Annotated in this window: 20 protein-coding genes and 1 tRNA gene; 12 read left to right on the top strand and 9 right to left on the bottom strand. The window is 63.7% G+C overall.

The window, feature by feature from the left end; genetic code table 11:
* Positions 1-4: 4 nt before the first annotated feature.
* Together PVW51_RS04585 and PVW51_RS04580 are read right to left on the bottom strand one after the other, a co-directional pair.
* Positions 5-655 (bottom strand): GntR family transcriptional regulator, encoded by a 651-nt coding sequence (locus PVW51_RS04585; RefSeq protein WP_269365989.1) that lies wholly within the window; start codon positions 653-655, stop codon positions 5-7.
* A gap of 64 nt (positions 656-719) precedes the next feature.
* Entirely contained in the window at positions 720-1,406 is a 687-nt protein-coding gene (locus PVW51_RS04580; protein ID WP_269365991.1) for a M48 family metallopeptidase, read from the bottom strand.
* A gap of 110 nt (positions 1,407-1,516) precedes the next feature.
* Between PVW51_RS04580 and PVW51_RS04575 the strand changes: the two genes are divergently transcribed.
* Together PVW51_RS04575 and PVW51_RS04570 are read left to right on the top strand one after the other, a co-directional pair.
* Positions 1,517-1,843, top strand: a complete 327-nt coding sequence (locus tag PVW51_RS04575) for a TIGR02300 family protein (protein WP_114273717.1) — start codon at positions 1,517-1,519, stop codon at positions 1,841-1,843.
* 102 nt (positions 1,844-1,945) lie between these two features.
* Positions 1,946-2,021, top strand: a tRNA-Ala gene (locus PVW51_RS04570).
* 152 nt (positions 2,022-2,173) lie between these two features.
* On the opposite strand, the gene PVW51_RS04565 is transcribed toward PVW51_RS04570, so the two are convergent.
* A complete protein-coding gene (locus PVW51_RS04565) occupies positions 2,174-2,497 on the bottom strand; it encodes a hypothetical protein (protein WP_274573771.1) in 324 nt (107 codons plus the stop codon).
* On the opposite strand from PVW51_RS04565, the gene PVW51_RS04560 reads away from it, so the two are divergent.
* Positions 2,496-3,044, top strand: a complete 549-nt coding sequence (locus PVW51_RS04560) for a LysR substrate-binding domain-containing protein (RefSeq protein WP_274573770.1) — start codon at positions 2,496-2,498, stop codon at positions 3,042-3,044. The genes PVW51_RS04565 and PVW51_RS04560 overlap by 2 nt on opposite strands.
* A gap of 90 nt (positions 3,045-3,134) precedes the next feature.
* Positions 3,135-4,181, top strand: a complete 1,047-nt coding sequence (gene mnmH / locus PVW51_RS04555) for a tRNA 2-selenouridine(34) synthase MnmH (protein WP_274573769.1) — start codon at positions 3,135-3,137, stop codon at positions 4,179-4,181.
* Here mnmH and selD read toward each other — a convergent pair.
* Together selD and PVW51_RS04545 are read right to left on the bottom strand one after the other, a co-directional pair.
* A complete protein-coding gene (gene selD, locus PVW51_RS04550) occupies positions 4,174-6,339 on the bottom strand; it encodes a selenide, water dikinase SelD (protein ID WP_274573767.1) in 2,166 nt (721 codons plus the stop codon). The two genes, mnmH and selD, sit on opposite strands and share 8 nt — an antisense overlap.
* Before the next feature lie 211 nt (positions 6,340-6,550).
* On the bottom strand, positions 6,551-7,072 hold the full coding sequence (locus tag PVW51_RS04545) for a MarR family winged helix-turn-helix transcriptional regulator (protein ID WP_274573766.1): 522 nt from the start codon (positions 7,070-7,072) through the stop codon (positions 6,551-6,553).
* A gap of 206 nt (positions 7,073-7,278) precedes the next feature.
* Here PVW51_RS04545 and PVW51_RS04540 point away from each other — a divergent pair, with 206 nt between their 5' ends.
* Positions 7,279-9,420: a DEAD/DEAH box helicase gene (locus tag PVW51_RS04540; protein ID WP_274573765.1), complete on the top strand. Its 2,142-nt coding sequence runs from the start codon at positions 7,279-7,281 to the stop codon at positions 9,418-9,420.
* A 433-nt stretch (positions 9,421-9,853) separates the two neighbouring features.
* Here the strand turns inward: PVW51_RS04540 and PVW51_RS04535 are convergent, their stop codons facing one another.
* The 3 genes from PVW51_RS04535 to PVW51_RS04525 form a co-directional block, all read right to left on the bottom strand.
* Complete coding sequence (locus PVW51_RS04535) at positions 9,854-11,119, bottom strand: ABC transporter permease (RefSeq protein ID WP_443287504.1); 1,266 nt, start codon at positions 11,117-11,119, stop codon at positions 9,854-9,856.
* 5 nt (positions 11,120-11,124) lie between these two features.
* Complete coding sequence (locus PVW51_RS04530; protein ID WP_269366003.1) at positions 11,125-11,931, bottom strand: taurine ABC transporter ATP-binding protein; 807 nt, start codon at positions 11,929-11,931, stop codon at positions 11,125-11,127.
* Positions 11,932-12,042: 111 nt separating this feature from the next.
* Positions 12,043-13,062 carry a taurine ABC transporter substrate-binding protein gene (locus PVW51_RS04525; RefSeq protein WP_274573763.1) on the bottom strand — a complete coding sequence of 340 codons (1,020 nt, stop codon included), beginning with the start codon at positions 13,060-13,062 and terminating at the stop codon, positions 12,043-12,045.
* Positions 13,063-13,490: 428 nt separating this feature from the next.
* Between PVW51_RS04525 and PVW51_RS04520 the strand changes: the two genes are divergently transcribed.
* From PVW51_RS04520 to PVW51_RS04510, 3 genes are all read left to right on the top strand, one after another.
* Entirely contained in the window at positions 13,491-14,834 is a 1,344-nt protein-coding gene (locus tag PVW51_RS04520; protein ID WP_274573762.1) for a calcium-binding protein, read from the top strand.
* Positions 14,835-14,987: 153 nt separating this feature from the next.
* Positions 14,988-16,379 carry an aminotransferase family protein gene (locus PVW51_RS04515; protein ID WP_269366006.1) on the top strand — a complete coding sequence of 464 codons (1,392 nt, stop codon included), beginning with the start codon at positions 14,988-14,990 and terminating at the stop codon, positions 16,377-16,379.
* Between the two features lie 215 nt (positions 16,380-16,594).
* Positions 16,595-16,858, top strand: a complete 264-nt coding sequence (locus PVW51_RS04510) for a glycine zipper 2TM domain-containing protein (protein WP_269366007.1) — start codon at positions 16,595-16,597, stop codon at positions 16,856-16,858.
* Positions 16,859-16,958: 100 nt separating this feature from the next.
* On the opposite strand, the gene PVW51_RS04505 is transcribed toward PVW51_RS04510, so the two are convergent.
* Entirely contained in the window at positions 16,959-17,108 is a 150-nt protein-coding gene (locus PVW51_RS04505) for a hypothetical protein (protein WP_274573761.1), read from the bottom strand.
* 258 nt (positions 17,109-17,366) lie between these two features.
* Between PVW51_RS04505 and pdxR the strand changes: the two genes are divergently transcribed.
* The 4 genes from pdxR to PVW51_RS04485 all read left to right on the top strand — a co-directional run bounded on the left by pdxR (position 17,367) and on the right by PVW51_RS04485 (position 22,511).
* Positions 17,367-18,830, top strand: coding sequence for a MocR-like pyridoxine biosynthesis transcription factor PdxR (pdxR, locus tag PVW51_RS04500; RefSeq protein ID WP_269366009.1), 1,464 nt, complete (start codon positions 17,367-17,369; stop codon positions 18,828-18,830).
* 113 nt (positions 18,831-18,943) lie between these two features.
* Entirely contained in the window at positions 18,944-20,722 is a 1,779-nt protein-coding gene (xsc, locus tag PVW51_RS04495; RefSeq protein WP_274573760.1) for a sulfoacetaldehyde acetyltransferase, read from the top strand.
* 3 nt (positions 20,723-20,725) lie between these two features.
* Positions 20,726-21,826 (top strand): acetate/propionate family kinase, encoded by a 1,101-nt coding sequence (locus PVW51_RS04490; RefSeq protein WP_274573758.1) that lies wholly within the window; start codon positions 20,726-20,728, stop codon positions 21,824-21,826.
* Positions 21,819-22,511: a sulfite exporter TauE/SafE family protein gene (locus PVW51_RS04485; protein WP_274573757.1), complete on the top strand. Its 693-nt coding sequence runs from the start codon at positions 21,819-21,821 to the stop codon at positions 22,509-22,511. Before PVW51_RS04490 ends, PVW51_RS04485 begins: the two co-directional genes overlap by 8 nt.
* Positions 22,512-22,591: the final 80 nt, after the last annotated feature.

The following is a 22,591-nucleotide window of genomic DNA, read 5'->3' as shown; positions in this document are numbered from 1 at the left end:
AGGGCTACCGCGCCAGCATCCGCAGGCCCTGCGTCACGTCGGACCGCACTGCCAACCGCAGACCGGGTTCATCCCCTGCACGCAGGGCGGCAATGATCAGCCGGTGAAACTGCGGCGGCTCGGTACGGCGCAACCGCCCGTAAAGCGCGCGCATCGTCGGCCCCATCTGCAACCAGACCGTTTCGGCCATGGCAAGCATCGCCGGCGCCTGCGCACGCAGGTAAAGCGTGCGGTGAAATTCAAGGTTGGTGCGGATATAGCTCACCGCGTCGCGCTGCGCGACAGCCTCACCCACCGCATTGTTGATGGTCTGCAACCGTTCGATCAGCGCCAGATGTGCGCGCGGCAGGGCCCGGCTTGCCAGTTCCACCTCGATCAGGGCGCGCAGGGCCGCCAGTTCCTCGATCCGGTCGCTGGACAATTCCGGCGTCGAAATCCGCCCCGAGGTCGACATGGTCAGCGCACCCTCGGCGGCCAGGCGACGCACCGCCTCGCGCGCGGGCGTCATCGACACGTTGTATTCCTTGCCGATGCCGCGCAGGGTCAGCGCCTGACCCGGCGGCAGATCGCCGTGCATGATCCGGCTACGCATCCGTCGATAGACACGGTCATGGGCTGGCGGCGTGGCCTCGGCAGGGCGGCGGTTCAGGTTCATGAGGTTTGTGTGATCACAAATTTTCACCCGGTCAAGCGATTTGAAGGTACTACGGACCGCCGGATCAGAACCGATAACGGTGCAGGCCACTGCCATGTGTCCGCAGCCAGCGCCGGGGCGGATCATAATCACCGTAGAGCCGCGTGACCTCGGCCCAGAAGGCGGGCGAGTGATTCATCTGCGCCAGATGCGCAACCTCATGCGCGGCGACATAGTTGAGCACCTCGGGCGGCGTCATGATCAGGCGCCAGGAAAACATCAGCGCCCCGTCGCTGGTACAGGACCCCCAGCGCGACCGCGTATCCCGCAGGGTCAGGCGGCTGTATCCCAGGCCAAGCTGCGCGGCATAGGCATCGCTGGCCGCTGCCAGCCGGTCCCGCGCCACCAGCTTGAGATGGCTGGCCAGCCGCACACCCACGCGCTCCTCCGGCCCCGGCACGGCGATGACGTCAGCCCCGATCTGCACCCGGCGCCCCTGCCCCCGGGCCACCTTGAGCATCTGACCGGCCACCGGCACCTCGACCCCCGGCAACACCTGCAGATCTGCGCCCCGCGCATCCAGATGCTTGCGAATCCATCCTTCCTTGCTGCGTGCAAAATCCAGTGCCTCCCGCTCCGCCAGCCGTTTCGGCAGCGTCAGCGTGACCCGTCCGTCCAATTGCGAAATGCGCAGGGAAATACGCTTTGCCCGTGCGGAACGACGCAGGATCAGGGGAATAGGCGGGTCGCCGGACAGGACAGGATCGCTCATCAATCGGACTCTACTCGGACAAGGGGCTAAAGCCTTTGACAGTCTCCCCCTCATATGGCACTTGCCCTGAATCATCTACACGCAAACGCAATTTTCAGAAGGGGTGTTCCATGCCCAACGAAGAATGGGGAACCAAGCGCCTGTGCCCCACAACGGGCAAGCGCTTCTACGACCTCAACAAGGATCCGATCGTCAGCCCCTACACGGGTGAAGTGCTTGAGATCGACGCATCCAAGTCGCGCATGATCGCCGCCGACGCCGAGGATGCCGAAACAGCCAAGGCCAAGAAGGCCGAAGTCGAAGATGATGTGATTCTGGACGATGACGACGATGTCGATGTCGATCTGGATGACGATATCCTGGACGACGACGACGATGATGATGACACAGTGCCGCTGGACGACATCGCGGATGTGACGACCAACGACGACGATTGAACCATTTGCGGTGGCGGGAGTGGATTTTCCACTTGATCCCGCCCCCGCTTGCGCCTAATCACGCACCACCAAACGGACCGCAGACAAGACGCGGACCTGAATGGGGCATTAGCTCAGCTGGGAGAGCGCCTGCATGGCATGCAGGAGGTCAGCGGTTCGATCCCGCTATGCTCCACCATTCATTTCTTCGTAAGAGACCAGATAGGTTTGCCTTTCTCGTCAGGGGATTTGCCTCTGGCCGAATGGCCTCTGTCGCATTGGCCTTTTGCTGCGTCGGGCCATCGCCTGCGCGCCTCGCCGCCGTTGACCGGCCCTTTGCAATGCCCGGAATCAGGCCGGAGATACCAGCATCCGGATATGCCAGGTGATCGCGTTTCGATATCCCTGCTGTTCCAGCAGGTTGATCTTGGATTGCCACCGGGCCGGGCAGACCACCAGAATCGCCCGATCGCACCGCTCTGCACGCGCCGCTTCCGCCGCCGAAAAGAGCGCCGCTGCTTCCGGCCCGGAGCTGGCGAGCGTTTGCCTGTCTTCAAAGGCGTCGTGGAAAAAATCATCTATCACCCCGACATCCGAAATGTCATGGGCTGCCGGGAAATGCAGTGCGGTCGCGGGCTGCGAGATGGCATAGCCCCGGATGGATGCATTCAACATGCGCCATCCCGACATTTCGCTGGAAACACAGATCCACAGCACCCTGCTGCAACGCAATCTGGGCCGCAATGAAATCGCCATATGGCCCGCCAGAACGCCAAAACCGAATGCGGCCCACCATATCCGGCGCCTCTGCGAATTGCGGCTCGTGGCCCTGTGCAGCCCGGATTTCCCGCTCCCCGACGGGCCTGTCGACCTCGGAACCTTGCTGACCTTGCCGCTGCTGCAGGATGCCCATCACCGCTGGAAACAGCTGATCGAGGCATCAGACCACCAGGGGCCGCAACGGATTCTGAACTTCGGCAGCGCGGCCCTTGCCGTGGACGCCGCCATTCAGGGGCATGGCATCGCCATCGCCCCGACATACATGACAGAGGCTGATATCCGCGCCGGTCGCCTGAAACAGATATGGCAGCCTTCGGAACCGTCGGGCGAATTCCTGTTCCTGTCCTGGTCCAGACACCACGCCCACGACCTGCCGCTGAGGCAAACCTTGTCCTGGGTTCTCTCGGAATTCGGATGTGATGAAACATTGGCCAGGGGATGACAGCCGTCGGGCATTGGCCCATGGGCAGAGCCAGATTGCGCCCCTGCCCCATTCCCAGCTAAAAGAGCCTGTCCCAGTGCAAGGCGTCCGATGAAACCACTGACCCTCTCCTCGCTTGCCGAACTGGCCGACCTGACCGTCGATACCATCATCGACGTGCGCTCCCCCGCGGAATTTGCAGAAGACCATATGCCCGGCGCCATCAACCTTCCGGTGCTCTATGACGCGGAGCGCGCCGACGTGGGCACAATGTACAAACAGGTCTCGCCCTTTTCTGCGCGCAAGGTCGGCGCGGCGCTGGTGGCGCGCAATACCGCAACACATCTTGACGGACCGCTTGCGGACAAGCCAGGCGGCTGGCAGCCACTGGTCTACTGCTGGCGCGGCGGTCAGCGCTCCGGGGCCTTCGCCACCATCCTCGACCAGGTCGGCTGGCGCGTCACTCTGTTGCAGGGCGGCTATCGCAGCTATCGGCGTCTTGTGGTCGATGCGCTTTATGACAGGGCGCTGCCGCACCGTATCGCGCTGGTCTCCGGCGGCACCGGCACCGCCAAGACAGAGATGCTGCACCACCTGCAGAAGGCAGGCGCGCAGGTGCTGGACCTTGAGGGGCTGGCCCGGCATCGCGGCTCCCTTTTCGGGGCGACAGAAGTGGCTCAGCCCAGCCAGAAGATGTTCGAAAGCCGCATTGCCAGCGCCCTTGGCCGTCTTGAACCCTCCCGCCTGACCTGGGTGGAGGCCGAAAGCAGCAAGGTTGGCAACCGGATCATCCCGCCCGCGCTCTGGACCGCGATGTGCGCAGCCCCAAGGGTCGAAATCCATGCCCCCTTGCAGGCCCGCGCGACCTATCTGTGCCGCGCATATGCGGAGCTGAAGGAAGACGCCGACCGCCTGCACCGCCAGATTGATCACCTGCGGCCCTACCACGCGGCCAAACAGATCGCGCAATGGCAAGAGCAGGCCGACACCGGCGATTTCGTCGCGCTGGCCGAGGGGCTGATGCAGACCCATTACGACCCGCGTTATGAAAAGGCCAATGCATCCGCCCCCGCGCCGATGCGCCGGCTTGATCTGCCTGATCTTGAGGCCGCAACCCTGCACGCCGCAGCCGCCCGGCTGACGGCGGATTTCACGTAACCCGCAAGGCACCCGCGCCGGCCCACAGCCGCCCGATCAGATGGCCGTCACACCCCTGGGCGGCAAGGGCGACCAGCGTCGCCTCCGCCAGCGGTTCCGGCACGGCGGCCAGCAGCCCGCCCGCCGTCTGCGGATCGAACAGCAGCGGATCGGCGCGCCCGCTCACCGGCGCATTCACCCGGTTTGCCGCCATCAGGGAGGATGCGACGCCCGCGCCGGACAGGGCCTGCGCACCTGCAAAGTAAGGCACCCTGTCGCCCCAGATCTCCACATCCAGGCCAGAGTGCCGGGCCATCGCCGCAAGATGCCCGGCCAGCCCAAAGCCGGTCACATCCGTCATCGCATGGGCCACCCGCGCCAGGACTTTGGCCTCGCGGTGCTGGGGCCGCGCCATGATCGCCAGTGCCGCGGCCAGATCGCGGCCATCGGCCTGCCCGGCCATGTCAGCAGCCAGCAGCACGCCTGACCCGACCGGACGGGACAGGATCAGCAGATCACCCGCCAGAGCGCCCCCCTGCGTCAGCGGCATGTCGTCCCGCAGGCCGGTCACGGTGAAGCCAAGCGTCAGCTCCGCCCCCATGGTGGTATGGCCCCCGACCAGCTGGGCGCCCACCTCGGCCATCACCTCCTGCGTCGCCTGCGTGATCTCTGCCAGGGTCCGCGCCTGCATCTGAACCGACATCTGCGGCAGCACGATTGACGACAGCACGGCCTGCGGTGTCGCCCCCATCGCCCAGACATCCCCCAGCGCATGCACCGCCGCGATGCGCGCCATCATATGAGGGTCTTCGATGAAACCGCGCAGGTGGTCGGTGCTGATCACCTGGAACCCCCCGTTGGGCTGCCGCAGGATCGCGGCATCATCCCCGGGGCCGGTCACCACGTCATTGCCACTCTGGGCAATACCGGCCAGCGCTCCACCCAGCACAGCGCCATCCACCTTGGCCCCGCAACCGCCACACAGCGGCTTGTCCGTCAGCGCTTCGGCCACGCCCTGCGCCACGGGGCCGCGCACCCGGGGCGGCGGCATCGACGGCAAGGCGCCCAGCCGGTCCATGAACGCCCGGTCGATCCGGTCCTTCCAGCGCCACATCCAGGGGGCGGAAACTGCCAGCCCGAACTTCTCCCCCACCGCCGATTGGCCGCCAAGGGAAATCAGCTTCAGATAATGCTTCTGCGGCCGGAACTCCCGCCGCCGTCCCGCCCCCAGTGCCGCGCGCAGATTGCCATGCAAGACCGGCGCCGCGCGCACCGCAAAAACGCCAGCCCTGGGTCGCGGGGCATGGACCATCTCGGCGCAATCGCCCACGGCAAAGAGCCTGTCATCCCCCATGACCCCAAGGTCCGGCCCCACCTTGATGAAACCATCGCGCTGCGGCAGATCGGTCCCGAAGATCCATCCATGGGCAAAGGCACCCGCCGCCCCCACGCAAAACCGCGCTGGCACGCTGCTGCCATCGCCCAGCACCACGCGATCAGCCTCGATCCGTGCCACCTGCACCCCGGTCCGCAAGGTCACGCCAAGCCCACGCATGGCAGACAGCACATGGCTGCGCGCCCGGTCCCCCAGGCCTGAGACATGCTGACCAGCCTCGATCACCGTCACCTCGGGCAGAGCGCCGCGGTCGCGCAGGGCATGGGCCATGGCCATGGACAATTCGCAGCCCGCCACACCGCCACCGATCACCACCACCTCGGGCGCAACCGCCCCACCCTCGACACGCTCCAGAAAGGCCCGCCAGCGCGCCGCATAGACATCCAGCGGCTTGGCCCCGACCGCATGATCGGCAAATCCCGGCACATCCATCTGCGCGGTGATGCCCACGTCGATGCTGGCCACATCATATCCCACCGGCCCGCGCCCCGCGACACGGACCTGCCGCGCTGCCCGGTCGATGGCCTCGGCGCGGCCCAGGATCAGCCGCGCGCCCGCGTGACGGCACAACTTGCCCAGGTCGATCTCCAGCTCATCGCGCCCGTAATGCCCCGCCACATGCCCCGGCAACATGCCGGTATAGGGTGCCGTCGGACCGGGATTGATCACCGTCACCCGCACCCCCGGCAAGGGGTCCATCCCCCAGCTCCGCAACACCAGCGCATGGGCATGCCCGCCACCCACCAGCACCAGATCACGGGTCAGGGGCACCGCGTTCAACACCCATCCTGCCTTTTCTTTTTGGCCATAAATATTCCCGGGGAGTTTGAGGGGCAGCGCCCCTCATCAGCAAAAACAGATCGAATGCGGCGCAGCCGCTCCTGTTCCTAACAGCGCAACTTCCCCATCGCTAATGAAAATCCCGCGACCGGGGGTGCAGATGCGCCCCCGGCGCGAAAGGCCGGCAGCAGCGCTTCATCCGCCCCCCGGCAGGCTATTTTTTGGCGGCTGCAAAACCCGCGGCCAGCGTCGCCCGCGCATGCGCGATCAGCTTGTCGAGCATCATGTCAAAGCTCGCCACTTCCGCCAGGCTCAGAGGCTCAAGCACCTTTTCATTCCGGTCAAGGACATGCGCCATGGCCCGATCATATAGATCAAGCCCGATCGACGTCAGCTTCAATGCCACCGCGCGCCCGTCACGCGGGTCGGTGGTATCGACGACCAGATGCTTGGCGGTCAACTGCTTGATCGCCCTGCTCAGCTGGCTCTTGTCCATCAACAGGATGTCGGCAACATCGCCCGCCCGCACCGGTTGCTGCGATCTGACAACCGCCAGCACACGCCACGCCGTGAGGCTCACCCCGAACAACGCCTCGGACCAGCCGCTTGCAGACCGGTCTCCGATTGTTTCCAGGGTATGCAATTTGAACGTGATGACATCCCTGATGCCCGTCACCGCGGGATGTTTCCCGCGCGGGATCTCGAATGCACCCGAGGTGTCAAAATCATTTGACATTGATTGCCTCCACCAACAGCAGCCCAGATATAATGGACTTTATCCATTATATTCAAGCGAAATGCGAAACCACCCTTGTTTCGACGTTGAAAAGAACCCCATGTACAAACGCGCCTGAACAACATAAGGCCTGCCCAACCCCTTCAAAGGCCGCCTCCCCGGCCCCCTGTGCGGTGCACAGCGACCCCACGAACAGGACGGACCCCGTGATTCAGACCATTGCCGACGCCCTTGCCGCCCAAGGCTACGATACTCTTACCCCCGTGCAGGAGGCCGTGACCGACCCCGCATTGGCCGACGCGGACCTGCTGGTCTCGGCGCAGACCGGCTCGGGCAAGACCGTGGGCTTCGGCCTTGCCATTGCACCCACCTTGCTGGGCGACCAGCCCCGCTTCGGCGCTGCCGGGGCACCGCTCGCCCTGATCATCGCGCCGACCCGCGAACTGGCCATGCAGGTGGCCCGCGAAATCACCTGGCTCTACGGTCAGGCGGGGGCCGTGGTCACCACCTGCGTGGGCGGCATGGACCAGCGCAGCGAACGCCGCGCCCTGGACCGTGGCGCGCATGTGGTCGTGGCCACCCCCGGGCGCCTGTGCGACCACATCAAGCGCGGCAACATCGACCTGTCCACCCTGCGCGCCGTGGTGCTGGACGAGGCTGACGAAATGCTGGACCTCGGCTTTCGCGAAGAGCTGGAGTTCATCCTCTCGGAAGCCCCCGAAGACCGCCGCACCCTGTTGTTCTCGGCCACGGTCCCGGCGGCCATCGCCAAACTGGCGCAATCCTACCAGAAGGACGCCCAGCGCATCAGCACCACCGGTGAGGCGCGCCAGCACGCGGACATCGAGTACCGCGCGCTGAACGTGCACCCCCGCGACACCGAAAACGCCATCATCAACGTGCTGCGGTTCTACGAGGCCAAGAATGCCATCGTCTTCTGCAACACCCGCGCCGCCGTGGCGCGGCTGACCACCAAATTCACCAACCGCGGCTTTTCCGTCGTGGCCCTGTCGGGCGAGTTGACGCAATCGGAACGCACCAATGCGCTGCAGGCCCTGCGCGACGGGCGCGCGCGGGTCTGTATCGCCACCGACGTGGCCGCACGCGGCATCGACCTGCCCAACCTCGGACTGGTGATCCACGCGGATCTGCCCAGCAACGCCGATACGCTGCTGCACCGCTCCGGCCGCACCGGGCGCGCGGGGCGCAAGGGGGTCTCTGCCCTGATCGTGCCGCCCAAGATGAAGACCAAGGCCAACCGCCTGCTGGGCTGGGCCAAGCTCAAGGCCGAATGGGCCGCCGCCCCCTCCGCCGAAGAGGTCAACGCCGCCGACGAGGCACGCCTGCTTTCAGACCCGGCCTGGGAAACACCCGTGCCGGAGGAGGCCGCCGATTTCGTCGCCAACCTGGTCGCGACCTACAGCGCCGAACAGCTTGCCACCGCTTTCGTCAACCTCTACCGCGCCCGCGCCTCCGCGCCCGAGGACCTGGCCGATCCGGGATCAAAGGACGACAGCAAGCGCCCGGCCTTCGGCCCCTCGGTCTGGTTCTCGGTCAGCCAGGGCCGCAATGACGGGGCAGAGCCCCGCACGCTGCTGCCGATGCTGTGCCGCGCCGGCGACCTGACCAAGGACGACATCGGCGCAATCCGCGTGCAGGCCAGCCACAGCTTTGTGGAGATCCTTGCCAGTTCCGCCCCCAAGTTCCTCAATGCCCTCGGCCCCGACCGCACGGCAGAGGAAGGCGCGGTGGTCACCCAGCTGGACAAGGCCCCGGACCTGCCCAAGGGCGGACCGGCATCGCGCGCGCCACGCGGACCGAAGCCCGGCGGCCCGAAGCCGCAGCGCAAACCGGCCTATGATCCCGACGCGCCGTCACACAGCCGCGAACCCCGCGCCCCCCGCGATGCAGCGCCCATGGCAGAGACACGCGCGGAAAAGCCCAAATTCGACAAACCGAAGTTTGACAAACCAAGGGGCGACAAACCGAAGTTTGACAAACCAAGGGCCGACCGGCCGAAATTCGACAAGCCCAAAGCGCCCAAGGGCGAACGCCCGCCAAAGTCGCACAAGACCGAACGCAGCCCGATGAAGCCCGGTGCCGCCCCGAAGCCCAAGGCAGATGGCTCGCCTCCCAAGGCGAAACCCGTGTGGAAGAAGGACGGGCCAAAGTCTGATGCACCGCGCCGGGCTGCCCCGGCGGGCGACGGCAAACCGGCCAAGAAAACCTATCAACGCGCGGGCGACCCCTCGAAACGCTTCACCCCGCCGCACAAGATGGGCAAACCCGGCGCCAAACCCGCGCGCGGCAAACCCGCAGGCGGCAAGGGCGGTTTCAAGCCGAAGTAAGACGCCCGGGGCAAGGACCCGGAGTTTTCAAAAACTCCGGCCCGATTTTTTCGAAAAAATCGGCGCGTCCAGCGCCGGAGGGATAACCCGCAGGGGTTATCCCGAGGCTGCTGAAAAAGCACGTTCCTGCACCCGCTCCCCCCGAAACAACGAAATCGTTCTTCCACGACGCCAGCCACAAGCCTTGGCCCGGGTGTCAGCCCGGGCCGCGCCCGACCCTCCCCCCGGGAGGGCGCTTTTGGTGACTTCTCGTATCACACTGACAACATTGATATTTGCAAGGGAAGCGCTCCGAATGCGCGTCTCAATGCGCCCTCCCAGGCTCGGGCGCGGCCCTTCGTTCGAAAACGTAACGCTGAGCGCAGAAGAACGATTTACCTCCGGCGGCAGCCGTTTCAGGGTTTGTCAGCAATCTGGGGATAACCCGCAGGGGTTATCCCTTTCCTTTCCAGGGCACCAGGAACCGCTCAGCCGCCCGCATCAGCATGTCGATGCCAAAACCGATGACGCCGATCAGGATGATCCCCATGATCACGATATCGGTGTTCTGGAACTTGGATGCGGTCATGATCATCATGCCCGCCCCCTGCTCCGCCGCAACCAGTTCCGCCGCCACAACCGTGCCCCAGCAAACCCCCATGGCGACACGTGCCCCGGTGAATATTTCAGGCAGCGAATTGGGGATGATGACATAGCGCATCACCTGCCATTTGCTGGCCCCCAGCGAATAGGCCGCATGCACCTTGGAAATCTTGACGCCCGACACGCCGGAGCGTGCCGCAATTGCCATGATCCATAGCGCCGCGAGGAACAGCAGGATGATCTTGCCCGCCTCGCCGATGCCGGCCCAGATGATCACCAGCGGGATCAGCGCAAGGGGCGGCACCGGGCGCATGAACTCCACGATCGGGTCGAACCAGCCTCTGAACCAGTTGCTCAGCCCCATCGCATAGCCCAGCGGAATCCCCACGACAGCACCCAGCAGGAACCCCAGGATCACCCGGAACAGCGAATAGCCCAGATGTTCCAACAGCGTGAAATTGCGGAACCCGTCGCGCATGATCTGAAGCGTTCTGCTCCAGACCACTTCGGGGGCGGGCAGGTACAAAGGCTCCATCTGCCAGCCGCGCGCGGGCTGGAAATTGGGTGTCCCCTTGTCCGAGAGGGTCACGGTGCCATCCGCCGTCTGAACCCTCCCCCCGGGGGCGATCTTCTGACCGTCGATGGCAATCACCTCGGCCCCGTCGCTCTTTTTCAGCGCGTCGTTGGCATCGACGCGGATCAACCCGCTGCGCCATTGCGCAATGGCGATGGAATCGTCCTTGGCAAAGCCCGCTCCCGGCGGCACCTCGGGCGCCTCCGCAGGCGCGCCGCGCGGATGAACCACCACAGTCACCGTGGCATCGTCAGGTGCCTGCCCCGGCGCCTGGGCGGTATAGGTAAAGGTGGTTGTCCCCACAAAGGCACCCGGCGCATGCAGGAAGGAGGGCAGCAGGCTGGACCCGGTAAAGACCCCCCACATCACAAAAATCGTCAGGATCGACACCACACCGGCAACACGGTTTGGCCGCACGGCACTTTCATCCCCGAAGGTCACTGTTTTCAGCGAGGTATAATCCTGCGCCGTCTTCTGCAGCACGCGGGTCACGACAAAGGCGCTGACGACAAAGATGGCAACATAGATCGCGAGGAAGAACAGACCGGTCATGCCGCGTCCTCCTTGGTGCCCATGATCTCCTCTTCCATGTCCCAGATCATGTTGAGTATCTCTTCGCGGCGCGGCCCGAATTCGGGATGTTTCTTGACCTCCCGCAGGTCCGCATTCACGCCCAGCTCAGCAAAGGGCAGGCGGTATTCCTTGTGAATGCGCCCCGGCCGGGGGGCCATCACGATCAGCCGCTCACCCAGCAGCAACGCCTCCTCGACCGAATGGGTGATCAGGATGATGGTCTTGCCGGTCTCTTTCCAAAGTTTGAGCACAAGGCTCTGCATCTTCTCGCGGGTCAGCGCATCCAGCGCGCCCAGCGGTTCGTCCATCAGGATGACGTCAGGGTCATTGGCCAGGCACCGCGCCAGCGCCACCCGCTGCTGCATCCCGCCTGACAGTTCGTAAACTGCCTTTTCCTTGAAATCCTGCAGGCCCACCACGTCGAGCAGACGATTCACCGTCTCGGCCTTGTCGTTCTTGGGCATCCCTTTCATCGAGGGGCCAAAACCCACATTCTCCCGCACCGACATCCACTCGAACAGCGCCCCTTGCTGAAACACCATGCCGCGTTCCGCATCCGGGCCGGTGATCTGGTGGCCGTTCAGGGTCATCTTGCCGCCGGTGGGGGCCAGGAACCCGGCCACGATGTTCAACAGGGTGGTCTTGCCGCATCCCGACGGGCCAAGCACGCTCAACAATTCGCCGGCCTTGAGGTCCAGCGTCACGTTCTGCAGGGCCTGCACATGGCCGCCCCCCGGCAGATCAAAACGCATGGAGAGATTGTCGATGGAAAGTCCGCTCATCATTTCGGCTTTCTGCCCGGCGGGCAATGGGGCGGGTGGACCCGCCTCAGTTTCGTTAGGTCGCCAGTTCATCGGGACCGGTGCAGAGAAATCCGCACCGGCCCCGAACCATCACGAACCGCTGTCCATCATCTCCTTGGCCGCTGTCAGCGGCGCGGTGTTGACGGCACCTTCATAGCTGTCCAGCGCAGAATCGATGGAGCCCGCCGCGACAAAGACCTCGGCCACACCTTTCATGAAGGTCGCCGCATTGCCGCCCAGCCAACGCTCGGAAAGCTGATCTTCCACGGTGGGGAACTTGAAGGTTGCAATCGCCGACCGCGCCGCTTCCAGGTCCATGCCGGATTGCTCCGCGATCTGGGCCAGCATCTCGTCACTGGGGTCGGCCGCCCATTGCGCATTGGCCTCGGCAGAGACTTTCAGGAACTTGGCCAGTTCCTCGCCGTTTTCCGCCGCATAGGACGCAGGCACGGAGGTCACGTCGAACACCAGGATGCCCAGTTCTTCCTTTTCATCGCCGGTCAGCAGGACGTTGCCATATTCCTTCATCCGCGTCAGGCCACCGCCATAGCCGCAGGCGAAATCGACCGCGCCCTGGCTCAGCGCAGCGGCACCTTCCGGCGGTGCCATGTCAACGATCTGCAGGCTGTCCAGCGACACGCCGAAGTGGTCCATCTGGCGCAGGAAGCCATAATGCGCCGCCGTGCCCAATGGCACGGCAACCTTCTTGCCCGCCAGTTCGGACGCGCTGTCCTTGTCGATCTCCAGATCAGCCTTCACCACGCAATTGTCATTGTCGGAATAGGACACGGCCACATCGACCACCTGGATGTCCTGCCCGCCCGAGGCCGCCACGACGAAGGGTGGCACACCCTGGCTGATTGAAATCTGCACGTCGCCCGAAGCCATGGCGGCGGACATCGCGGTGCCGGTCTCGAAAGAGACCCAGTTGATCTTCTTGCCCAGCGCTTCCTCATAGGCACCCGAAGCCTTGGCCGCCAGCAACGGCATCGGCCATTCGAGGAAATAGGCGACGGTGATCTCGCCGGAATGGGCATCCGCCAATGCGGCCTGACCGGTCAGGGCCATCACGGCGCCGGCGACAAAACTGGTGGTGGTTTTCTTGATCATTGTAATCTCCCTTTGATCTTATTTACGGACATTGGCTGCCCGTTATTGGGTCGTATCGTCTCAATTTGTAATGCCAAGTTGGGCGTTATCCTGCGCGAAAATGCAAGGGACGCCGCGCTCACCTTCAAATTTCTGCCTTGTTTTCACGTTTGTTCCGGTTTTCGCACGACCGCTGACTGATGTTTGGGCAGAGCCAAGGGGACATTTCAGCAAACCCGATTTCGCCATTCGGAACATCGAAATCCGATCTGACCTGGCTCCCGATCCTGTGAGCGATCACGCCGCGAACAAACGTCCAACCGGCGGCGGTGCATGAGTCCAGATGGCACAACCTGTCGCACGCGACCGCCGGATTTGACCTCGGGTGCCACACCTCCTAACCTGATCTCATTCAACAGAACTGCTCCGCAGATTGAAAGGCCAGAAAAATGGTCATATTTTCCAACAACAGCTATCACCAGTTCAGTGACTGGATCCCAGGCGGGCACCAACTGGTGTCGGATCCCGATACGCCCGATCAGTTCATGTTCCTGCCAACGATCGAGGGGGAACGGGCGATCCGGGTCATCGGAACCGATCTGGTTTTCGATGATGCCGGATGGCCGATTTCAGGAACCGTCACCCAAATTGACTATCTGGAGGCCGATCTTTCCACCGTCGCCTCGAACATGACAGGCATGAATTGGGATGCGGCAGAGGTCGCACAAGCGCTGGATGACGCACTTACCCTGACAGGCGATGCGCGCTTCGCCGGGCTCGTGGACCTGCTGCGGGTTGAGGATATCGTTCTGAATGCCTCGATGGGCTACATGAGATATCAAGGGACGCTTTACGACTACCTCCCCGACCCACAGTCCATCACGATCATGGGTGGCATGTACGGCGAAATAATCTGGGGCTATCAGACCGGCACGGTGATCTACGGCAACGGTGGCGTCGACAGGCTTGATGGCTCTAACGGCGACGACACGCTCTACGGCGGTGCCAACAACGACTACCTGCGCGGGTTCAGCGGGGACGACGTGCTTTTCGGCGGTCACTGGCGTGACAACCTTCAGGGCGGAAGTGGCAACGACATCCTGCACGGCGGAAATGACCATGACCAGTTGAGCGGCGGTTCCGGGAATGACCGGTTGCATGGTGGTGCCGGCAATGACTTTCTGACAGGCGCTTTCGGCTTTGACACCCTATATGGCGGCACGGGCAACGACACCCTGCGTGGCGGGGGCAACGCCGATTGGCTTTTTGGTGAGGATGGTAATGACGTCCTCGAAGGATCCGTCGGTTCTGACCGCCTGTACGGTGGCACCGGCGAGGACAGCATCGAGGGGCTCGGTTCTGACGACGCGCTGTTCGGCCAGCAGGGCAACGATCTGTTGTCCGGGAACGACGGCAACGACCGAATATTTGGCGGCACCGGTCACGATACGTTGGAAGGCAATGACGGGAACGATTTTCTTTCCGGCGATGCAGGGTTCGACAGGCTTGACGGAGGGCTTGGGAACGACAGCCTGATCGGCGGATACAATGCCGACACCTTTATCTTTGCAGATGGTTTCGGGCAGGACACTATCGCCGATTTCGAGGCTCTGAACCCTTTCGAGCGCATCGACCTCAGTGGCGTAACAGCCATCACCAATTTCGCGGATCTGCACGACAACCACCTGTTCCAGATCGGTGCGGACGCGGTGATCGACACCGGCGACGGCAGTACCATCACCCTCACCGGCACCGACCTCAGCGACCTGGACGCCTCGGATTTCATCTTCTGACCTCTGCCCCATTAGACACGCCCGAATTCTGGCGCTACGAATGGGGCAGGTCTGGCCCTACTTGATTCTGCCCGCAACCCTCAGACAGTTGGACAGACGGGGCCAGTTGTGCCCTGAATTCACCCGCTCTCCCAGCGAAGAAAGGTCCGATCCATGGATGGCAATTTCAACGAGAACGATATTTCCCGCGTGGTGGAATCCGACCGCGCGCATATCTGGCACCACCTGAGCCAGCACAAGCCCTACGAGACCACCGATCCCCGCATCATTGTCGAAGGCAAGGGCATGCGCGTCTGGGACCAGAAGGGCAAGGAACACCTCGATGCCGTTTCCGGCGGCGTCTGGACAGTCAACGTCGGCTACGGCCGCGAACGTATCGCCAATGCCGTGCGCGACCAGCTGATCAAGCTCAACTACTTCGCAGGCTCCGCAGGCTCCATCCCCGGCTCCAACTTTGCCGAGATGCTGATCGACAAGATGCCCGGCATGAGCCGCGTCTATTATTGCAACTCGGGGTCCGAGGCGAACGAGAAGGGCTTCAAGATGGTCCGCCAGATCGCGCACAAGCGTTACGGCGGCAAGAAGCACAAGATCCTCTACCGCGACCGCGACTACCACGGCACCACCATCGGCGCGCTGTCGGCGGGCGGTCAGGACGAACGCAATGCGCAATACGGCCCCTTCACCCCCGGCTTTGTCCGGGTGCCGCATTGCCTGGAATACCGCAGCTTTGAACAGGACGGCGCACCGCAGGAAAACTATGGCGTCTGGGCCGCTGACCAGATCGAAAAGGTGATCCTGGCCGAAGGGCCCGATACCGTCGGCGGCCTGTGCCTTGAACCCGTGACCGCCGGCGGCGGCGTCATCACGCCCCCGGAGGGCTATTGGGAACGTGTCCAGGAAATCTGCCGCAAATACGACATTCTGCTGCACATCGACGAGGTTGTCTGCGGCGTGGGCCGCACCGGCACCTGGTTCGGCTACCAGAACTACGGCATCCAGCCGGACATGGTGACAATGGCCAAGGGGGTCGCCTCCGGCTACGCCGCCATCGCCTGCCTTGTCACCACCGAAGAGGTGTTCAACATGTTCAAGGACGATGCCGCTGACCCGCTGAACTACTTCCGCGACATCTCCACCTTCGGGGGCTGCACCGCCGGGCCGACCGCCGGCATCGAGAACATGAAGATCATCGAAGACGAGAACCTGCTGCAGAACACCACCGAGATGGGCCATTACATGCTGGACCAGCTGCAGGCGCTGGCCGACAAACACGCCGTCATCGGTCAGGTCCGCGGCAAGGGCCTGTTCCTGGGCGCAGAGCTTGTCACTGATCGCAACAGCCGCGAACCCGTCGCTGAAAAGCTGGTGCAGCAGGTGGTGGGCGATTGCATGGGACAGGGTGTCATCATCGGCGCCACCAACCGCTCCCTGCCGGGCAAGAACAACACGCTGTGCTTCTCGCCCGCGCTGATCGCGAAAAAGGACGACATCGACCAGATCGTCGAAGCGGTGGACGGGGCGCTGGGCCGCGTCTTCGCCTGAACATCCGGGCGCTCAGCGCTTTCTTGCCAATAGAAACAGAGGCCGGGCTTGACCCGGCCTTTGATTTATCCGACCCACGCCATGTCTTGCCCGAACAAGATACGCGACCCTGCCAGATGGCTGATCTCCGCCGATAAACCGGTCGGTTAAAAATTTGTCTGAACTTTTCTGGAACGGATCGCGTTAACCCACGAACAACAATTCGGGAGACCAAAATGAAAAAGCTTCTTATCGCCATCCCCATGATCGCCGCACTTGCAGCCTGTGAACCGGGCGGTCCAAATCAGGGCGCCCTGACCGGTGCCGCTCTTGGTGCCGCGACAGGCGCTGCCGTTTCGGGCGGTGACGACCGTGTGGCTGGCGCGCTGATCGGCGGTGCCGTTGGCGCCGCTGCCGGGAACTACATCGGCAAGACCCAGACGGGCACCTGTGTTTACCAGCGTCCCGATGGCTCGCGCTATTCGGCGGCCTGCCCGTAAGACTGAACATCCCTCCAAGGATTGGCTGGGCTTCGCCGCAAGGCGGGGCCCTTCTTCATTTCGGCCCTTGTTGACTCCGATGCGTGCTGGTGGGCCGAGATCATGGCACGCTGATCCGCGTTGTCGGTCGCGGGACAGGTGCCCGTCGATCCAGCCCGATCCACTTTTCGGTCAGGCTTTCCCGCTGCCATGCGTCCTTCATGCCGTTCTGCAGCCGCTTCAGGCTCTGGTCCCATTTCCCTATGCGCATCCTTTCGCCGGGTTATGGTGGCGGCAAGGATGGCGCGCTTAGCTGAACAAACAGAGGATGCACCCTGCGGTGCATCGCCCGTGTACAGCTTGTGCCGGCCAATTCACTTCGATCAATGGAAATGAACGAAACCAAAAGTCTCATTTATTGATTTACACGCGCTGAACGACCAGATAAACTCCCCCTGCAAGGCAATTCCATTTCGCATACCGATATCTCCAGATTGATTGCCCGTTAGGTCCAATCTAAGGTAACGTCATGGCCCTTCCCGTCGAAACCTTCTTTCTGCGCCCCGGCACACAGGGAACACTGCAGCAGCAGATCCAGCAAATGATCGCGCAGGGCATCCTGTCGGGCCGGTTCCGGCCGGGTGAAAAGCTGCCCTCCACCCGCAGGCTGGCCGCACATCTCGGCGTCAGCCGGATCACCGTCACCATCGCCTACACCGAACTGCTGGCAAACGACTACCTGACCTCCAAGGGCCGGTCCGGCTACTTCGTGTCGGGTAACGCCCCCACCCCGCCCAGCTTTGCCCCGGCGGCGGAACGGAAAGATGCGGTCGACTGGTCGCGCGCCATCGGCCAGAAGTTCAGCGGCGGTGCCACCGTGTCGAAACCGCAGGATTGGGCAAAGTTCCGCTATCCTTTCATTTATGGTCAGGCCGACCCGACCCTGTTTGACCATGCCAACTGGCGGCTTTGCGCCCTGCAGGCCCTGGGCCAGCGCGACTTTTCGGCCCTGACCACCGATTACTTTGACCGCGACGACCCGCAGCTGATCGAATTCATCGCAAGGCACACCCTGCCGCGCAGGGGTATCAACGCCCGGCCCGAACAGATCCTGATCACCCTGGGTGCGCAGAACGCCCTCTGGCTGACCACCCAGGTGCTGCTGACCCAACGCAGACGCGCCGCCGTCGAAGATCCCTGCTATCCCGCGCTGCGCGACATCCTGACCCAATCGCGCTGCCATATGACACCCGTCCGTGTCGATGCCGATGGCATCCCGCCCGATGCGATCCCCCCCGACACGGATGTCATCTTTACCACCCCCAGCCATCAATGCCCGACCAATGCCACCATGCCGATGGAGCGCCGCCATGCCCTGCTGGCCCGCGCCGGAGAGATGAACGCCCTGATTGTCGAGGACGACTACGAGTTCGAGATGTCCTTTCTCAAACCACCCTCGCCGGCGCTTAAATCTCTCGATAGCGATGGCCGGGTGATCTATGTCGGCAGTTTTTCCAAGTCGCTGTTTCCGGGGCTGCGTCTTGGCTATCTCGTGGGGTCCGAGCCTTTCATCAAGGAAGCCCGCGCGCTGCGCGCCTCCGTCCTGCGGCACCCGCCGGGACATATCCAGCGCACCGCCGCCTATTTCCTGTCACTGGGCCATTACGATGCCCTGATCCGGCGCATGGGCAGCGCCCTGCAGGACCGGCGCGCGGTCATGGAAAAGGCCCTGTCAGAGCACGACCTGCGCATCTCCGGGCGCGGCTATTACGGCGGTTCCTCCTTCTGGATGCGCGCGCCCGACGGGGTCGATACCGACGTGATGGCCCGCAGGCTGCACCAGCAGAACGTGCTGATCGAACCGGGCCGCCCCTTCTTTACCGGCGCACATCAACCATCGAACTACTACCGTCTGGCCTATTCCTCGATCCCCGCCGCCCGCATCCCGGAGGGCCTGGCCCTGGTTGCACAGGCAATCCGGGAGTTTTCCTGAAGTGGCCTTAGGCGCCTGTGGTTTTTGGCCCTAACAGTAGGGGATATAGCCGCCTAGGGTGGGCCAAACGCCCGGGAATCGCGCGACTCACGAAATATTAAGGATCATCTGCGATGAAAATGACGACCGAAGAAGCGTTCGTAAAAGTCCTCCAACGTCACGGCATCGACAATGCCTTTGGCATTATCGGGTCTGCGATGATGCCAATCTCTGACCTGTTTCCGCAGGCGGGTATCATGTTCTGGGACTGCGCCCATGAAGGGTCGGCCGGGATGATGGCCGATGGCTTCACCCGGGCGACCGGAAAGATGTCGATGATGATCGCGCAGAACGGGCCCGGCATCACCAATTTCGTGACCGCCGTAAAAACCGCCTACTGGAACCACACGCCGCTGTTGCTGGTCACGCCACAGGCCGCGAACAAGACCATCGGCCAGGGTGGTTTCCAGGAAGTCGAACAGATGAAACTGTTCGAGGATATGGTCGCCTATCAGGAAGAGGTCCGCGACCCGACCCGCGTGGCCGAGGTGCTGACCCGCGTCATCGCCAAGGCCAAGCGCCTGTCCGGTCCCGCACAGCTGAACATCCCGCGCGATTTCTGGACCCAGGTGGTGGACATCGAGATCCCCGAACCGATGGAATTCGAACATTCCCCGGGCGGCGAAGGCTCCGTCACCGCGGCGGCCAAACTGCTGAGCGGGGCCCGGAACCCCGTGATCCTCAATGGCGCCGGCGTGGTCCTCTCCGAAGGCGGCATTGACGCGGCCAAGGCGCTGGCCGAGCGGCTGGATGCCCCGGTCTGTGTCGGCTACCAGCACAATGACGCCTTCCCCGGCTCGCACCCGCTGTTTGCAGGCCCGCTGGGCTACAACGGGTCCAAAGCGGGCATGGAGCTGATCAAGGATGCCGATGTGGTTCTCTGCCTCGGCACCCGGCTCAACCCCTTCTCGACCCTGCCGGGTTATGGCATGGAATACTGGCCCAAGGACGCCAGGATCATCCAGGTGGACATCAACGCCGACCGGATCGGCCTGACCAAGAAGGTCACGGTGGGCATCGTGGGCGACGCGGCCAAGGTGGCCAGGGGCATCCTGAACCAGCTGTCCGACGATGCGGGCGACGCCGGCCGCGCAGACCGCAAGGCAAAGATCGCCAAAGCGAAATCCACCTGGGCGCAGCAATTGTCCTCGATGGACCACGAAGAGGACGATCCCGGCACCACATGGAACGAACGCGCCCGCAAGGACAAGCCGGACTGGATGTCGCCCCGCATGGCATGGCGTGCGATCCAGTCTGTGCTGCCGCGCGAGGCGATCATCAGCTCGGACATCGGCAACAATTGCGCCATTGGCAATGCCTATCCCGATTTCGACGCGGGCCGGAAATACCTTGCGCCCGGTCTCTTTGGCCCCTGCGGCTATGGCCTGCCCGCCATCGTGGGTGCCAAGATCGGCCAGCCTGATGTGCCCGTCGTGGGTTTTGCGGGTGACGGTGCTTTTGGCATCGCGGTCAATGAGTTGACGGCAATCGGACGTGGCGAATGGCCGGCGGTCACGCAGATCGTCTTCCGCAACTACCAATGGGGTGCGGAAAAGCGGAACTCGACCCTGTGGTTCGACGACAACTTCGTCGGCACCGAGCTGGACACCAAGGTGTCCTATGCAGGCATCGCCCAGGCCTGCGGGCTGCAGGGTGTCGTGGCGCGCACGATGGATGAACTGACGGCTGCCCTGAAACAGGCGATCGACGACCAGATGAACCACGGCAAGACCACGCTGATCGAAGCCATGATCAACCAGGAGCTGGGCGAACCCTTCCGCCGCGACGCGATGAAAAAGCCGGTCAGTGTTGCGGGCATCTCGAAGTCCGACATGCGGCCGCAGTCGGTCTGATCTGTGCCGGGGCCGATACTCGTCCTCAATGCGGGATCCTCGTCGATCAAATGCGCGCTTTTCGGCGCGCATTTCCGCGAGATGCTGCGGGTCGAGGCAACGGGGATCGGTGCCCGGGGCGCGGTGAAGGTCAGCGGCGCCGCGCCGCGCGCCCTGTCCCTGCCGGACAATGCCGCCGCGCTGCGCGCGGTGGCGGATGCGCTGGCGGCGGAAGGTGCAGCGCTGGACCGGCTCGCGCTGGTGGCGCATCGCGTGGTGCATGGCGGGGATGAATTCACCGCCCCGGCGCGCATCACCGACAAGGTCCGCGCGGGCATTGAGGCCTGCATCCCGCTGGCGCCGCTGCATAACCCGCATCACCTGGCCGCCATCGACTGGATCGCGCAGGCCGCCCCGTCGCTACCGCAGGTGGCCAGCTTCGACACCGCCTTTCACGCCACAGTGCCCGAGGTCGCCCGGCGATACGCTCTGCCCGATCTGCCCGCCACGCGCGGGCTGCGGCGCTACGGTTTTCATGGCAACAGCTATGCCGCACTTACCCGCGCCCTGCCGGAGATGACCGGCGCGCCGCTGCCCGCGCGGTTGTTGGCACTGCATCTGGGCAACGGTGCCTCGCTCTGCGCGATCCGCGAGGGCAAGTCTGTGGCCACCACCATGGGTTATTCGCCCCTTGGCGGGCTCACCATGGGCACCCGCGTCGGCGTGATCGACCCCGGTGCGGTGCTGGAACTGGTCTCCCGCGTCGGGCTGCCGCAGGCCGATCAGATCCTCAGCGCGCAGAGCGGGTTGCTGGGGCTGTCGGGCCTCAGCGGCGACATGCGTGAACTGGCTGCCGGTGACACGCCTCGGGCCGCCTTCGCCCGCGATCACTTTGCCTATTGGGCCTCACGTCAGGCCGGGTCGATGTTCGCGGCCATGGGCGGCTGCGACGCCATCGCCTTTACCGGCGGCATCGGCGAGAACGACACGGACATCCGCACCCGCATCACCGACCTGCTGCGCTGGGCCGGTGACCTGCCTGTCCATGTTGTCCCCGCCGCCGAAGAGGCACATATCGCCATGCAGGCCGCGCAGCTGACCGGCATCGACACCGCCGATGCCTGATCCCTGGTTCCCCCTGCCTCTCACCCCGGTCGAGGTGGCGCTGCTGCTTGGCATCACCTTCGCCGCCGGTCTCGTGCGGGGGTTCGCGGGCTTTGCCCTGTCGGCGCTGGTGATGGCGGCTGCGGCCAGTTTCATCGCGCCGATCCTGTTGATCCCGATCCTGTGGTTTCAGGAAATGGCGGCCAGCCTGCTGATGGCACGGGGCGGCTGGCAGTCCGCGAACCGAACCCGCGCGGGTCTGCTGGTTGCAGGCAACTGGATCGGCTGGCCCCTGGGCCTCTGGCTGACCGTGAGCCTGCCCGCCACCGCGTCTGGCCGCATCGCATTGGGCATGATCCTTGTGCTGGCCGCCCTGCAGATGCTCAAGGTCAACATCCCCGCCCTCGCCACCCGTGGCGGCACGCTCGTTGCCGGGGTGCTGGCCGGTATCGTCTCTGGCGTGGCACATGTGGGCGGGATGGTGGTCGCGCTCTATGTGCTCAGCCAGAACGATACGGCGCGGACCATGCGTGGCACGCTGGTGCTTTACCTCTTTGTCGGCTCACTTGGATCTTTGATATACCTTCTGGCTTTTGGCGTGATGACCCTTGCGTCAGCACAGGCTGCCATGTTCCTATTGCCGGTGACATTGCTTGGCGTCTGGCTCGGTACCAGGCTCTTTAATCCGAGGTGGGAACCCTACTAAAAACCCTTATGTCTCAGCCTTCTGATCGGCTTGGCGATGCTCTCGCTGATCCGCAGCCTTATCTGACTCCCAAAAAAGGA

Source organism: Sulfitobacter sp. PR48, from assembly GCF_028807335.1.
In the GTDB taxonomy this organism is placed as follows: Bacteria; Pseudomonadota; Alphaproteobacteria; order Rhodobacterales; family Rhodobacteraceae; genus Sulfitobacter.
Note: the sequence above shows the minus strand (reverse complement) of the source record. Positions and strands in the feature narration are given on the sequence as shown.